Origin of the sequence: Maritimibacter alkaliphilus HTCC2654, assembly GCF_000152805.1 — a bacterium.
Lineage (GTDB): Bacteria > Pseudomonadota > Alphaproteobacteria > Rhodobacterales > Rhodobacteraceae > Maritimibacter > Maritimibacter alkaliphilus.
Genome location: NZ_CH902581.1, coordinates 55,356 through 68,311, shown reverse-complemented (window position 1 = coordinate 68,311; position 12,956 = coordinate 55,356). Strand labels below are relative to the sequence as shown.

Here is a 12,956-nt window from a genome sequence, read left to right as displayed (position 1 = left end):
GACGAACCGCAAGCTGCACGGAGGCGACAGCTATGCCCCGTGATGGAATTGCCGATGAGGTTGAGAACGCCATCGATCCGCTGACCGCGCTGCCGGCATGGGTCAAGGGCGAGAAGCGGCTCTCAATGATGCTGCCTTATGTGAGCCTCGTAAACGACCGAACGATCCGGACACGCGGCAACGAGCTGATGCAGTGCATCCGCCTCGAAGGGGTGAACAGCACCACGAGCGAGGACGGGCATCTGGACCGGATCGGGGGGTTGCTGGCTGGCATCGTGGCGCAGGTCGGGACCGAGTTCTCATTCTACCTGCACAAGGTCTCGAAAGCGGTCGATGTGACCCTGCCGCCCGTTCCGGGCGAGGGGTTTGCGGCTGCCGTCGACGAACGATGGCACGCGCATCTCGGCCGCGCGGGTTTGCGCGACAAGACGCTGACCCTGACGGTGCTGAAGCGACCTGAGACCGGCAGCCGCTTGCCGTTCGGACTTGGGGCGTCTCGCTCGCGACATGCGGCCGACACCACCCGCCGCTTGCGCAAGCTCGACGAGGTTGTGGGGTTTCTGCTGTCCTCCTTCGATGAGCTGAAGCCCCGCCTGCTGGCCGCAAGCACCGGAGAGCTTCTGGGCTTCCTCGGTTCACTCAACACGGGCGAGGAGCACCCGCTCTTCCCCCGGTCGCGCCTCGGTGTGATCGCCGAGGACGTAGCCAATACGCGCGTCACCTTCCGCGGCACGACCATCGCACTCTCGGACGGTGCCGTCGGCGACAAGCTCGGGGCGATCTTTGCGGTGAAGAACTACCCCGCCAAGACCGATAGCCTGATGCTCGACGAGTTGAATCTGCCCGTCGACATGGTGGTCACGCACTCTTTTGTGCCGATCAATGCCAACATCATGGCGGGCCGGATCAAGCGGCAGCTGCGGCTAATGCAGGCCGCCAATGACGGAGCCGTCAGTCTCGCCCAGGAACTGGAACTCGCGCAGGACGATCTGGAATCCAAACGCCTGATCTTCGGCGAGCACCACATGACCGTGGCCGTCTATGCCCGCACCCAGACGGCGCTTGACGACATCGCGGCCGAAATCCGCAACATCTCCGCCACTTCCGGGATCAACCTGATCTCGGAAGCCTTCGGGGCGCGGGCGCATTTCATGGCGCAGCATCCCGGGAACACAGGGGCGCGCAGCCGCAAGGCCGCAATCACGAACCACAACTTCGCCGATCTCGCTACCTTCCACCGCACCCCGCTCGGAAAGACAGGGCGGGAAGTCCCCTGGGGCGTGCCGATCACGCTCTTTCCGACACCCGAGCGCAGTGGTTTTCGCTTCAACTTCCACGAACAGGGCGCGCCGGATCGCGAGCCCACGGGAGGCCACACGCTGATCCTCGGCCGTCCCGGCTCCGGCAAATCCGTCCTGGCGGCTTTCCTGATGACCATGGCACGGCGGGCAGGTGCGCGGGTCTTCGTATTCGACTATCGCGCGGGCATGGAGATGGCCGTCCGCGCGCTCGGCGGCAGCTATTCGACCGTGCGGGCGGGGCGCCCCACGGGCCTCAATCCGCTCCAGACCGAGATCGACGCCCGCGGGCAGGCCTGGCTTGCCGACTGGCTTGCAAGCGTCCTCGAGCGCCGCGATCGACCGCTGACCCCGGTTCAGACCAACCGACTGCAGGAAGTCGTGCGCCAGAACGCGAGCGCAGGACATGCGGGGCTGCGGAACTGGTCGGATTTCGCCTCGCTGCTGGTCTCGACCGATGACGAAGGCGATCTCTTCGAGCGTATGCAGGAATGGACGGCCGAGGGTCGCTACGGCTGGATCTTCGGGGCCAATGCCGAGGACAGTTTCAGCATCGACGGTGACGTCGCGGGCTTTGACCTCACCGGCATCCTCGATTCCGAGAGCGAGCGGGAACGCATGGCGGTCCTGTCCTACCTCTTCCGTCGGGTCGAACGGGTGATCGAGGACCGCAAGCCCACCATCATCGTCATCGACGAGGCATGGAAAGCCCTCGACAACGCCTACTTCGCAGAGCGGCTCTCAAACTGGCTGGTGACCGCCCGCAAGCAGAACGCCGTCGTCGTGATGATGACCCAATATGCCAGCCAGCTCGAGCGCACGCGCACCGGCAAGACCATCGTGGAAGCGGTGCCGACGCAGGTGCTCTTGCCCAACATTCGTGCTTCCGCCGCTGACTACGCGATGCTCGGCCTGACCGAGAAAGAGCTCGACGTGCTTCTGGGCGTCGGCTCGGCCTCGCGGCTCGCGCTTGTACGCGACGACCGTGGTTCCGTCGTGATCGATGCCGATCTCAGCGCGCTCGGCCCGCTCGTGACCATCCTTGGCGGAATGGAGAAGGGCGAAGCGCTTGTCGGCGCCGATTATCGCGAACGTCCTGATTTCTGGAGAGTGACATGACCCGTACCATCATTCGCAGCGTCGTACTGCTCGGGCTCGGCCTGACCCTGACAGCCTGTGCGCAGCATAACCCCCCGCAAGCCAACTGCTTCAATTTTCGCGAGGCTCCTGCGCAGGCAGGAACCGCCACCGCCACGATCTCGACCATGGGGGCGGAGGTCACGCGCCGCGACACGGCCTGCGATTTCGTCCTCTTGGGGGCGGGCAGCTGAGCCAATGCGGACCTGGCTTCCTCTCTCGATGATCGGCTTTGCACTGGCAGGTCCCACGGCGGGGCCAGCGGTCGCCCAAGGCGTGCCGACCTTCGATCTGCGCCTCTTCGCAGAGCGGCAGGCCATCCTTGAGCAGACCGATCGGGACCTGGCACTGCAGCAGGACCGGCTAAGCCGCGAGGAGGAACTGGCCGAGATCGAGCGCCAGCAACTCGCCTCCCTCGAAGGGCTGATGGATGCCATGTCGCTTGGCGCTGGATACGTGGCCGAAACCGTGGCGGGGCTCGAGGCGGGGCAGGGAGCGGTAGACGACGTCGAAAGCGCGGCCGCCAGTCTTTATGCGCCCGAGGACACCAATCCAGCGGCAGCGCGGATGTTCGGCGATGCCCGGGAGGGGATCGAGGAGCTGATCATCCGCGCAGCACGCGACACCCATAGTCTGTCCGGGATCGGCCGCGCAGGTCTTTCGCTCGTGCAATGGCGCTGCCTCCTGCAGGCGCTGATCTGGCAGGAAAGCCGTTTCCAGATCGGGGCACGCTCACCCGTGGGGGCGTTCGGCCTCACCCAGATCATGCCCGGTACCGCAGGCGATCTCGGGATCTACCCGGCCTATTACGACGATCCCTATCTGCAGGTCACGGGCGGTGCGCGATACCTCGCCCAGATGCTGAACATGTTCGATGGCAACATCATCCATGCGCTCGCCGCCTATAACGCCGGTCCGGGCAATGTGCAGGATTATGGCGGTGTGCCGCCCTTCGCGGAAACCCAGCATTATGTCGTGGTGATCCCGCAGCAGTACAACAGCTACCTCGCGGCCGTGGGCGGCATCGATGCGCTCGGCACCATCGACCCTGTGCTCCTCGCCAACGCGAGTTTCAGCCTCTCGGCCCATGGCGCCGGGGTCTATGGCGATTATTCGCTGGTCTCGGTCCGTGCCGCCGCCCTGCGCGTGCAGGACATCATCACCCGCATCGGTGAGACCGAGGATCTCCACGAGGCCATCGCGCTCAACACCTATGCCCGGGCCGAACTGGCCCGGCTGGTCGCAATCCGGACCCGGATCAAGGCCGCCCGAACCGAGCCACTCAGTGCCGAGCAGATCGCCTTGGCGGCGGCCCAGGCTGCCGAGCGGCAATTCATGGATTTCAGTCAGGAGGATTTGCGTTGAACCTGCGCCTGCCCCGTTCCCTTTTCGCCGGTAGCATCGCTCTCGCGCTTGCCCTCAATGTCACCGGACCTGCCGCGGCACAGGGTGTGCCCACGGTGGACACGCAGAACATAGCTCAGGAAATCCGCCAGCTCCAACAGATGCTGCAGGATTTCGGGATCCAGACCGATCTTCTGGACAATGCGTTGGAGCAACTGGACATGCTGCAAAGCCAGCTCGATCAGCTGAACGAGATGTATGCCTCGCTCACCGGGCCGCGCAGCATCCTCGGGCTTGCCATGGGCGGGGACCTCGACACCTTGCTTGAGGCCAACTTCGAAGACATCCCCGGCCTGATCCGAGGCATCCAGGCGGGCGATTGGAGCGCGCTCATCGGGCCCAATGCCGGGCCCATGCGCACGCAGATGGAACAGGCGCTGGCAAGCGCCGGGTTCGACGAGGATTCACTCCGCGAGATCGCCACCAGCGGCAATCCGGGCGCCGAAGGCGTGGCCACGCGGGCAACCACAGGTGCTGTGATGTCGGCGGCGGCGCAGAACAGCCACGCAGAGGCGGAGCAGTCTCTCGAACGGGTGGAACGTCTGGTCGAGATGATCCCCGACATGGAGGATCTCAAAGCCTCGATGGATCATAACACACGCGTCACGGCGGAACTCGCCATCGCCATGACCCGGATGTGGGAGCTGGAAGCGATCCAAACCCTAGGCGCAGGCAATGCAGGCGTGGTTGACGCCGCCACCGTTGCCGAAGAACGCCGCTACATGGACTTCACCTTGCCGGATCTTGAGCCATGAGTGGGGCAGGGGTGATGACTGCGCGCGAGCTCGTGGAAGAGGAACTTGTCTACGGTGCCCTGCGCCGGGAACAGCTTTGGCGGATGATCGGCATTTCCGGGGCAGGCTTTGGCGTATTCGGCTGTTTGACGGCTGCGGCTGTCGCGCTGATGGTCGAGACGCCGCCTCCCGTGGTTGTCCCCTACGATCCCGCGACCGGGATGGCGCTCCCCAATGCCACGGTTGAAACCGTGTCGCTCGCCGAACGGCCTGCCGTGATCGAAGCGCAAATCTACCGCTACATTCTCGACCGCGAAACCTACAACCAGCTCGACAACGATCTTCGCGTCCGCCGTGTCCTCGCACAGTCCTCCGGATCGGCCGAAGCCAACATGCGCGCGATGTGGACATCGGGGCAGGACAGCTATCCGCCGACGCGTTACGGGGCTGCGGCCGAGATGGCCGTTGAGATCGCATCGATCACCCTTATTGGCGATAACCGCGCCCAGGTGCGGCTCAGAAAGCGCCTGACAAGCCCGCAAGGGGTACAGGATGGATCGTTCACTGCCACGTTGATGTTCGAATTCCGGCCCGAGCGGACCCGCGCGATCGACGATGTTTGGCAAAACCCTTTCGGCTTCACCGTTACCCAATATGCCATCCGATCGGACCGTTCCGAATGACTAGCACTCCAATCTCTGCGCTGCTGGCCGCCAGTATTCTCGCGTTCGCGGGAACGACTGCTTTGGCCGAAACTACGCCCCGTCCAGGTTCTCATGACAATCGCGTGCGCGTCGCGACCTGGACTGAAGGCCAGGTTTACCGTGTCGTCACGACTCTGACCCGCGTCACCACAGTCGAATTCGGTGAGGGTGAAACCATCCGCTCGATCATCGCCGGCGATACGGTCGGGTTTCAATTCGACGGTGTCCCGGGTGGCCGTGCCTTCGCCATCAAGCCGACAGCATCTGGCGTCGCCACCAACATCACCGTCTACACCAACCGCCGCTCCTACTACTTCCATGTCGTCGAAGCCCGGGAGACGCCGCATTATGTCGTGCAGTTCCGCTATCCTGAAAACCGCGTGCAACCCACCAGGGCGGTTGCGGCCGATGCGCCGAACGCGAACTATGCGGTCAGTGCCCGAGAAGAGTTCACGCCGACGGCCATCTGGGATGATGGTACCTTCACGTATTTCCGGTTCGCACGGAATGCGCCGGTGCCGGCCATCTTCCGTTATTCGAACGGCAGGGAACGCGCGGTGAACAGCCAAGCCTTGAGTGACGGCGTCATCCGCGTGTCCGGCGTCAACCGACAATGGGTCCTTCGCCTTGGCGAAGAGGTGGTTTGCGTCCAGGACGCAGGACAGGCCACATCATGACCGAAGGTACGGAAGACCTCGCCGCGCGCCTCGCGGCTCTCGAAGGCTCGACTGGCAAAGCGAAGGCCAACAAGCGGCCTGCGCCGCTTGCCGCGATCCTTGGGGTCGTCGGCATCGCGGCAGCAGGTGGTCTGGCGTGGGCTGCGCTACAGCCGTCGGCAGAAGCACCAATGGCGACCGCCGCGCCGGAAGAGTTCCAGAGCAGCGGCCCCGGATTCGGAGATCTGGCGCCGATTTCTACCCCGGAGCCCAGCCAAGCCCCCCCTGCGGACACAGGTCCGAGCGAGTCTGAACTCGCGCTGATGGAAAGTCTTGCGACATTGAGAGCGGAACTCGAGGAACTGCGCGCAAGACCGGCCGAGGCCGCGGATAGCGGGGCGGAGCAGGCTATTGCGGACCTGACGGCGCAAATTGCCACCTTACAGGAAGCATCCGCCGAGGCGCAGCGTGCTCTCGAGCGGCAGCTGAACGAGCGGGATCGCGAATTGGATCAGCTCCGCATGGACTTGGAGCTTGCACGGCTTGTACCACCAGAGCCGACCTCATTGGGACCAAGTGAAGAAGAATTGCGGCTGGCCGAACTCGAAAGGCGGCGCGCAGCCGAAGCCGAGGCCCGCGCAGAGCGCATCGCGTCTCCTATGATCGCGTTCTCCGGGATTGGCGCGGGTGCGGATAGGGAGAATACGCTGGAAGCCGCGCGTCTGAATGCAGATGAAGCCTTTGTTCGTTCGGGCGCGCAACCAGCACAGGTGACACGTGCCGAAGTGATCGCGAACCCCTCGAACACGGTTGTTCAGGGTACCATGATTCAGGCTGTGACAGAGACGGCCCTCGACAGCACACTGCCCGGCGCGATCCGCGCCATCGTCTCGGAAGACGTCCATTCTTTCGATGGAACGCGTATCCTGATCCCGCGCGGCGCGCGGCTGATCGGGCGCTACCGCTCCGATGTCGCACTTGCCCAATCGCGCGTCATGGTGGCATGGGACCGGATCATCTTGCCCGATAATCAGACTGTGCAGATCAGCGCCTTCGGTGGAGACGAACTCGGCCGTACTGGCACCACCGGGTTTGTCGACACCCGTTTCGCGCAACGCTTCGGCTCCGCCGCGCTGATCTCCTTGATCGGCGCCCTGCCTGCGGCTGCAGCGGGTCAAATCAACAGCGAGGCGGCGGCCGATGTTGCGAGTGATGTCGGCACCGACCTGCGCGATAGCACGCAAAGCGTGATGCAGGACTATCTGGCGATCCGGCCAGTGATACATGTCGATCAGGGTACACGGATCACGGTCATGGTCGATCGTGACCTCGAGATTTTCTGACATGGCTGCAAGTTATCTGGAAGCGTCGCTCGACCGTTTCGGCCCCGAGGTCCTGCACGACGACACGATCGAGATCTGCATCAATCCCGACGGACAAGTCTGGGGCGAATTCCAGGGCGATCACTTCATGCGAGGTCTCGGCAGCCCGCTGAGCCAGACCGAGATCAAGGACCTCGGCAACCAGATCGCCTCGGCCGCCTCGACGACGCTCAGCACGAAGAAGCCCATTGTCTCGGTCTCGATCCTATATCGAGATCGCCCGATCCGCGCGCAAGTGATCCAGCCGCCGGCAGTCGAGGGCGGGTTTTCAATATCGTTGCGGTTCTTCTCCTCCCTGCCGCTGGAGGCAATCCGGCTCGGCTTCCTCTTTGGAAAGGAGCGCAGCCTCGAAGGTCTGCGGCGCGAACGAAACGCCGCGCTGCGCAATGTGGTTGCCTCCGGCGACATCGACGCCGCGCTGCGCTTCTGCGTCGAGAACAAGCTCAACATGATCGTTTCAGGCGGTACATCGACCGGCAAGACGGTCGCGGCGCGCAAGATCCTTTCGCTGATCGCGCCCGAAGAGCGGATCATCACTATCGAGGAGGCGGCCGAGCTGCGCCCCGAGCAGCCCAATGCCGTGACGTTGATCGCGGACCGGGACACGGATGCCCGCAGTGCCGATGTGCTCTTGGCCTCAACGCTTCGCATGCGACCTGACCGGATCGTCCTAGGCGAAGTCCGCGGGCGCGAGGCGATGACGTTTCTCGAGGCAATCAATACCGGCCACGGTGGATCGCTGACTACGCTCCATGCCGAGACCCCACAACTTGCTGTTCGTCGCCTCGCCATCGCTGCCCTGAAAACGGATGTGCCGATGACCTATGCCGACATGATCGATTATATTGAGGGCTCGATCGACGTGATCATTCAGGCAGGCCGCCATGAAGGCACGCGCGGAATCACCGAGTTCTTCCTGCCGGGTCAAACCACAGATTTGAACCTCGACACGGTCGACGGCAGAGGCAACAAGAGCCCCTCCGTTGCCGCTGAGTAAAAAAGGACCCCCCAGATGCGAAAACCAATCCTCGCAGTCATGCTTGCCGCCCTTGCGGGCCCACTTGTGGCGCAGACTTCGCCTCCGATCTCAAACGATCTCACGGTCGATATGTCGCCTCAAAAGTACCGGATTTGCAACGATCGTCCGGCGCGCCCGACCTGGATGGACGAAATCAATCCGCGGGAAGCCTACAAGGCGCTGACGTTGATGCGTCTCTACGAGTTGCGGTCATGGGAGACGATCAACGAAAGTGGCGATTGCGGCTGTGATGTGCGCTTCCCGTCTTGGGATGCCGCTTCGACCGAGTACGAGGAACAGTTCGCGAGCAACACCCAAGCGGAGCACACTCAAGCCCAATTGGCCCTCCGCAACGAACAGAACCAGATCGCCCGCGCCGTCCAGGATATCTGCGAAGCGCAAGGCAACTGGTAATGAGCATCGTCAGCTGGATGGTTGGAACCGCCGACGGCTTCCTCGCCGATGCGGCCGAGTCCCAGTTCGGGACCGTGGCGAGCAATACCGGCACGATCGTCCTGCTGATGGTCACGCTTTCGCTGATTGGCGTCTGCATCAACATGGCATTCCAGTTCCGCAGCATGGATGGGGCAAGTTTCTTCTGGTACCTGATCAAGCTGATGCTGATAGGGGTCTTCGCTTTCAACTGGGCCAACTTCAACGCTGTCGCAAATGCAGTCATTGGTGGGCTCGACTATGTGGCGGGCGCACTGATTTCATCAGTCGGGGGCGGCGGGGCGGGCGCTACCTATTTCGCAGCCGAATTCGACCGACTGATTACAGAGTTCAGCCAATACCTTAACGCTATCGGCAACAACCTCAACTGGATGACCGGAGCGATCCTCGGCGGCATTGGCCTGGTGCTCCTCAGCCTTCTCGGCTTCATGACTGGCATCGTACTCATCTTCGCCAAGATGATGCTGACACTCATGCTTGGCCTCGCTCCGATCATGATCGCACTGTCGCTCTTTGACGCGACCAAGGATTTCTTCCACAGATGGGTCTCGACGACAGTCAGCTATGCCTTCTACCCCATCGTAATCGCAGCAATGTTCTCTACCGTCGTCGGCATGGCGAATTCGCTGCTGGCCCAGCTCGGTGATCCGAACTCCGCGACCAACATCGGCTCGCTGGTGCCGTTCTTCGTCATGGTTTTCTTGGCCAAGGGCTTCGTCGCGGCAACGCCCCTGATTGTGCGGGGGATCTCCGGGAACCTGATGGTGGCGGCCGCTCCCGCCGTTGTCGCTGGATCGACAGGAATTATGCGCGGGCTCTTAAACACGGCCGGCGTCAAAGGGAGGTCGCGGATCGGTGCGTTGACAACTGGCGAGGCTATTGGACGAGGCGTATCGCAGAGCCCCGCAGTCGTGCGGAGTGCTGCGGTCACGGCCAGCGCGCAAGTGGTCCGAATGGCAGAAAGGGCAAAGCGGCTAGGGCAGTGAAGAGGCAAGTGTTTTTGCAAGTCGTGTGGACATCGGCGTCGAGAAGAGCGGGACGCCGACTGGGGGCAGTGCAGCGTGGCACTCACAGAACAACTGGTGACGTGGTCATCTGAAACTCCTACAGAAACGACTAGGTTCAGCACTGATGGGAGTGTCTGAAACTCTGTGTATCTGATCTGGACCATGCGGTTTTCAGATACGTTCAGGCGTCGAAACGCCCGGCGAACATTATGGCCAGCTGATTGCGGGCTGCAACCCATTCCCGGACGCCGCGCCCGCCCTTTTCGAAGTTGCGGATGGCCAGGAAGATCAGCTTGGTCGCGGCCTCCTCGGTCGGGAAGGAGCCCTTGGTTTTCAGCGTTTTCCGCAGCACCCGGTTCAGCGATTCCACGGCATTCGTGGTGTAGATGATCTTCCGGATCGCAGCACTGAAGGCATAGAATGGGGTCACCTCGGCCCATGCCCGCCGCCAGGCCGGGGCGATTGAGGGGTATTTCCCGCCCCATTTCTCTTCGAAGGTGTCCAGCTGGCGTTCAGCCTCCCCGGCTGTCGGAGCCTCGTAGATCGGGCGCAGGTCGGCGGCCACGGCCTTGCGGTCCTTCCAGCTGCAGAAGTTCATCGAATGCCGGATCAGATGGACGATGCAGGTCTGGACCATGGTCTCTGGGAAGGCCGCCGTGATCGCCTCGGGAAAGCCCTTCAGCCCGTCCACGACGGCGATCAGAATGTCCTGGACGCCCCGGTTGCGCAGCTCGTTCATCACCGATAGCCAGAACTTGGCGCCCTCGTTGTCGGCAATCCACAGGCCGAGAACCTCGCGTTCGCCATCCCGGGTGACGCCGAGCGCGATGTAAACGGCCTTGTTTTTGACCATCCGGCTGTCGGCATCGCGGATCTTCACGCGCAGGGCGTCGAAAATGACGATCGGATACATCCGGTCCAGCGCCCGATGCTGCCATTCCCGAACCTCATCCAGCACAGCATCGGTGACGCGGCTGATCAGGTCGGGTGAAACCCGCAGGCCGTAGAGGTCCTCCAGATGGGCCTGGATGTCGCGCACCGACAAGCCAGCGGCATAGAGCCCGATGATCTTGTCATCCACCCCGTCGATCCGGGTCTGGCCCTTCTTCACCAGCTCCGGCTCGAAGCTACCCTCCCGGTCGCGCGGCACCGAAAGCGGCACCTCGCCGTCAGAACCCTTCACCCGCTTCGTCGCGCTCCCGTTCCGGCGGTTGGTCTGATCGGCTGGTGGCTCAGCTCCGGCCTCATATCCCAGATGCGCGGTCAGTTCGGCACCGAGCATCCGCTCCATCAGCCGGATCTTCAGTTCCTTCATCAGCCCGGCATCGCCAAGCAGATCCTCAGGCCGCTTGCAGCCCTTCAGCAACTCGTCCAGCACTTCGTTGGAAATCGTCATCGTCCTTGCTCCTCTCAGGAAGCATGGACCAGATCACCGATACACAGAAGGTCGGACACTCTCGCACTGATCATCGAACGATTTCAAAGTCGTCTAGAGTAACCCCATAGACCTTCTTAAATGTTTCATTACCCCACGCCTCCGCTTGCGTCTGATCGTAGTTCTCGAACAACCAACGGAAATCGAAGGCAAAGGGGCCGTCTTTAAGGAGCCACTGTCTGGTCAGATCATAGAGAGGCATCATGCCGTAGAAGCCATGAAAAGTATCCATGACGGCCTTTTCCGTACGGTGTGGCCAACTCCTAGGATAAACCCCATCCTTGTCACCCCGGTCACTGAACAGCGACAGATGGCGCAGCCATATGTCGCGCACGCCCCTCGTGTTCTTGTCGCCCGCCAAATAGGCGCCGGGCCAGCAGAAGAACTCGGGGCGCTCGAACTTATCTTGGCACAGCGCAACAAAGTGCGAGAGGAACACCCTGATTGGAAGATTCATGGGCTCGTACTCAAACGAGCGATACTCCTCCATAAGCTTGGGAAGGCCCGGAGCGTTTTCATGCCACTTCAAGACAGCACTCAGCCCCTCCATGGGGTGATCGTAGCCCACATTGCTTGTCAGCTCCTCGGATACGGCGATGTACTCTTCTTTGGAGTATTCAGTGATGGACCGCTTGAGGTGCGGCAGCTCCTTCACGCTAAGGCAAAGCCTCGTGAAGCGGACGCCAACATCTACGTCAAGAATCAGATCCTCAAAACTCGTCACCTCTAGGGGCAACCCACGCGTAGGATTGATCGACAGGTCGCATACAAGCAAGAACAGACCTATCAACGGATCATCCATATGCTCCGGCCATTCGGCTTCTGCCAGTTCGAGGAAGCGCTCGAATGCTTCGACGTAGATCCCTGAGAAGTATCCCATGTCGCGCAGCTCGGTGCATGAGAGCGGTTCCTGCTGCGTGTTGTGCAGGAATTGTAGCTGGATGAATCTTGCCTGCCCCTCATAAATCGCGCGCAAACCTGTTGCAGGCAGCCGAACCGGAGAGCCCCAGTAAAACCCTTCATGCTGAGCGGCATTCAGACGCTGCTCCTCGGCCTGCCATTTAGAGGTCTTGGGCAGGATTTTGAACTCCGGGTCGATCGTATCAGCGATCATTCCCACGAGCTGATGGTAGACGACAAAATAGCCGTGCCCCACTGACTCGAAGTGGTTCTCCTTGATCATCCAATGGACGTGTTTGCGGGGCTCATAGGCGTAGTACTTGTAGTATTCGACATCGAGAGCGTTGTTCACGGCCGTATTGGCCTGCGCGAGCTTTGCCGGCGCGGAGTGCCCTTCTTTTAGAAGAATCTGATCCGTATAGCCTTTCAGGGGCTTTTTGGCACCGACTGAGGCGAGCACCTCCTTGAGCTCACCCATGCTTGAGTGACATTGAGCAAGGTAGCTGAGGCTGAACAGCAGACCCGATGTCGATCCGACATGCTGCCACCAGTGAATAGTCTCGTGGATGTAGGTCGAGTAAGCCTGCACTACATCAGCTGGGGCGGCGCTTGTTTCAAATTCGTTCGTCTCGATTCTCTCCATAAGTTCATGATTTCGCGGACTTAGGCGCAGCACGAACCGCATGGTTTCATACATACCATGCGCATTCAGACATGCTTTAAAGGTCGGTTCTGCTGCGTAGTCGTCGCTCGCCGATGCAAGGCGATCGTGATTGAGAACGAAACTGGTCGCAGACTTTTCGGTCATTCTTTCCTGCCAAAAGCTTG

Annotated in this window: 12 protein-coding genes; 10 read left to right on the top strand and 2 right to left on the bottom strand. The window is 61.7% G+C overall.

The features are described from left to right. The first annotated feature begins 32 nt into the window (after positions 1 to 32). The 10 genes from RB2654_RS22045 to RB2654_RS22000 are packed head-to-tail and all read left to right on the top strand — an operon-like array spanning position 33 to position 9,772. The gene (locus tag RB2654_RS22045; protein WP_008336090.1) at positions 33 to 2,417 is read left to right on the top strand and encodes a VirB4 family type IV secretion/conjugal transfer ATPase; all 2,385 of its coding nucleotides are present in this window, start codon (positions 33 to 35) and stop codon (positions 2,415 to 2,417) included. Further along, positions 2,414 to 2,629 carry a hypothetical protein gene (locus tag RB2654_RS22040; protein WP_008336089.1) on the top strand — a complete coding sequence of 72 codons (216 nt, stop codon included), beginning with the start codon at positions 2,414 to 2,416 and terminating at the stop codon, positions 2,627 to 2,629. Before RB2654_RS22045 ends, RB2654_RS22040 begins: the two co-directional genes overlap by 4 nt. A gap of 4 nt (positions 2,630 to 2,633) precedes the next feature. Next, the gene (locus RB2654_RS22035) at positions 2,634 to 3,800 is read left to right on the top strand and encodes a lytic transglycosylase domain-containing protein (protein WP_008336088.1); all 1,167 of its coding nucleotides are present in this window, start codon (positions 2,634 to 2,636) and stop codon (positions 3,798 to 3,800) included. Next, complete coding sequence (locus RB2654_RS22030) at positions 3,797 to 4,594, top strand: type IV secretion system protein (RefSeq protein ID WP_008336087.1); 798 nt, start codon at positions 3,797 to 3,799, stop codon at positions 4,592 to 4,594. Before RB2654_RS22035 ends, RB2654_RS22030 begins: the two co-directional genes overlap by 4 nt. Positions 4,595 to 4,608: 14 nt before the next feature. Continuing rightward, positions 4,609 to 5,256, top strand: a complete 648-nt coding sequence (locus RB2654_RS22025; RefSeq protein WP_008336086.1) for a VirB8 family type IV secretion system protein — start codon at positions 4,609 to 4,611, stop codon at positions 5,254 to 5,256. Further along, a complete protein-coding gene (locus RB2654_RS22020; RefSeq protein WP_148912647.1) occupies positions 5,253 to 5,954 on the top strand; it encodes a TrbG/VirB9 family P-type conjugative transfer protein in 702 nt (233 codons plus the stop codon). Before RB2654_RS22025 ends, RB2654_RS22020 begins: the two co-directional genes overlap by 4 nt. After that, positions 5,951 to 7,276: a TraB/TrbI/VirB10 family type IV secretion system protein gene (locus RB2654_RS22015; RefSeq protein ID WP_008336084.1), complete on the top strand. Its 1,326-nt coding sequence runs from the start codon at positions 5,951 to 5,953 to the stop codon at positions 7,274 to 7,276. Before RB2654_RS22020 ends, RB2654_RS22015 begins: the two co-directional genes overlap by 4 nt. A 1-nt stretch (position 7,277) precedes the next feature. Next, positions 7,278 to 8,312 carry an ATPase, T2SS/T4P/T4SS family gene (locus RB2654_RS22010; RefSeq protein WP_008336083.1) on the top strand — a complete coding sequence of 345 codons (1,035 nt, stop codon included), beginning with the start codon at positions 7,278 to 7,280 and terminating at the stop codon, positions 8,310 to 8,312. 15 nt (positions 8,313 to 8,327) lie between these two features. Beyond that, a complete protein-coding gene (locus tag RB2654_RS22005) occupies positions 8,328 to 8,747 on the top strand; it encodes a hypothetical protein (RefSeq protein WP_040885977.1) in 420 nt (139 codons plus the stop codon). Next, positions 8,747 to 9,772 carry a TrbL/VirB6 family protein gene (locus tag RB2654_RS22000; RefSeq protein WP_008336079.1) on the top strand — a complete coding sequence of 342 codons (1,026 nt, stop codon included), beginning with the start codon at positions 8,747 to 8,749 and terminating at the stop codon, positions 9,770 to 9,772. The genes RB2654_RS22005 and RB2654_RS22000 overlap by 1 nt, the downstream gene beginning before the upstream one ends. 202 nt (positions 9,773 to 9,974) lie before the next feature. On the opposite strand, the gene RB2654_RS21995 is transcribed toward RB2654_RS22000, so the two are convergent. After that, positions 9,975 to 11,189: an IS256 family transposase gene (locus tag RB2654_RS21995; protein WP_008336078.1), complete on the bottom strand. Its 1,215-nt coding sequence runs from the start codon at positions 11,187 to 11,189 to the stop codon at positions 9,975 to 9,977. 70 nt (positions 11,190 to 11,259) lie between these two features. After that, complete coding sequence (locus RB2654_RS21990; protein ID WP_008336077.1) at positions 11,260 to 12,936, bottom strand: hypothetical protein; 1,677 nt, start codon at positions 12,934 to 12,936, stop codon at positions 11,260 to 11,262. Positions 12,937 to 12,956 lie beyond the last annotated feature (20 nt).

Excerpts from the sequence above, each read along its gene's own strand:
- RB2654_RS22040 (WP_008336089.1), top strand. The coding sequence starts at position 2,414 with ATGACCCGTACCATCATTCGCAGCGTCGTACTGCTCGGGCTCGGCCTG.
- RB2654_RS22025 (WP_008336086.1), top strand. The coding sequence starts at position 4,609 with ATGACTGCGCGCGAGCTCGTGGAAGAGGAACTTGTCTACGGTGCCCTG.
- RB2654_RS22000 (WP_008336079.1), top strand. The coding sequence starts at position 8,747 with ATGAGCATCGTCAGCTGGATGGTTGGAACCGCCGACGGCTTCCTCGCC.
- RB2654_RS22005 (WP_040885977.1), top strand. The coding sequence starts at position 8,328 with ATGCGAAAACCAATCCTCGCAGTCATGCTTGCCGCCCTTGCGGGCCCA.
- RB2654_RS21995 (WP_008336078.1), bottom strand. The coding sequence starts at position 11,189 with ATGACGATTTCCAACGAAGTGCTGGACGAGTTGCTGAAGGGCTGCAAG.
- RB2654_RS22020 (WP_148912647.1), top strand. The coding sequence starts at position 5,253 with ATGACTAGCACTCCAATCTCTGCGCTGCTGGCCGCCAGTATTCTCGCG.
- RB2654_RS22045 (WP_008336090.1), top strand. The coding sequence starts at position 33 with ATGCCCCGTGATGGAATTGCCGATGAGGTTGAGAACGCCATCGATCCG.
- RB2654_RS22035 (WP_008336088.1), top strand. The coding sequence starts at position 2,634 with ATGCGGACCTGGCTTCCTCTCTCGATGATCGGCTTTGCACTGGCAGGT.
- RB2654_RS22010 (WP_008336083.1), top strand. The coding sequence starts at position 7,278 with ATGGCTGCAAGTTATCTGGAAGCGTCGCTCGACCGTTTCGGCCCCGAG.
- RB2654_RS21990 (WP_008336077.1), bottom strand. The coding sequence starts at position 12,936 with ATGACCGAAAAGTCTGCGACCAGTTTCGTTCTCAATCACGATCGCCTT.
- RB2654_RS22015 (WP_008336084.1), top strand. The coding sequence starts at position 5,951 with ATGACCGAAGGTACGGAAGACCTCGCCGCGCGCCTCGCGGCTCTCGAA.